The organism is Pseudomonas sp. RA_35y_Pfl2_P32 (assembly GCF_963970735.1).
GTDB lineage: Bacteria > Pseudomonadota > Gammaproteobacteria > Pseudomonadales > Pseudomonadaceae > Aquipseudomonas.
On the sequence record NZ_CAXAQF010000176.1, the window covers coordinates 1 to 544 of the forward strand.

Consider the following 544-nt stretch of genomic DNA (forward strand, 5'->3'; position numbering starts at 1 on the left):
TCGCCAGCAGATCGAAGGCGGTTTGCTGTTCGGCATGGCGGCGGCGACGGGCAGCGCGACCGGATTCAAGGCCAATCTGGCCGAGGCGCGGGGCTTTGGCGATCTCGGTCTGCCACGGCTGGCCGACACGCCCGACATTACCGTCGAACTGATTTCGAGCGAGGCGGAGCCCGGCGGAGTGAGCGAACTCGCCGTGCCGCCGGTTGCGCCCGCAATTGCCAATGCGCTGCAAGCCGCTACGGGCTATCGCTTGCGCCGCCTGCCGCTCACTCCGGGAACCGTTTGATGCCAGCCATCCTTCCTGCCGGGCACCCGGCCGTGCCCAAGCCAAAGATTGGCGTTCTGCTCACCAATCTCGGCACGCCGGACGGGCCCGATACCAAGTCGGTCAAACGCTATCTCGCCGAATTTCTCTCGGACCGGCGCGTCGTGGAGATTCCGCCGCTGATTTGGCAGCCGATCCTGCGCGGCATCATCCTCAATACCCGTCCGCAAAAATCAGCCGAGGCTTATGCTCAGGTGTGGAGCGCCGATGGCTCGCCTT

1 protein-coding gene and 1 pseudogene are annotated in these 544 nt (G+C 65.3%); both read left to right on the forward strand.

Features of this window, described 5'->3' with window-relative positions; translation table 11 throughout:
- A pseudogene (locus AACY45_RS27725) lies at positions 1 to 286 on the forward strand (hypothetical protein); the annotation flags it as partial.
- On the forward strand, positions 286 to 544 hold a 259-nt coding region (locus AACY45_RS27730), incomplete at its 3' end, for a ferrochelatase (protein ID WP_339548664.1). The pseudogene AACY45_RS27725 and the gene AACY45_RS27730, both read left to right, overlap by 1 nt.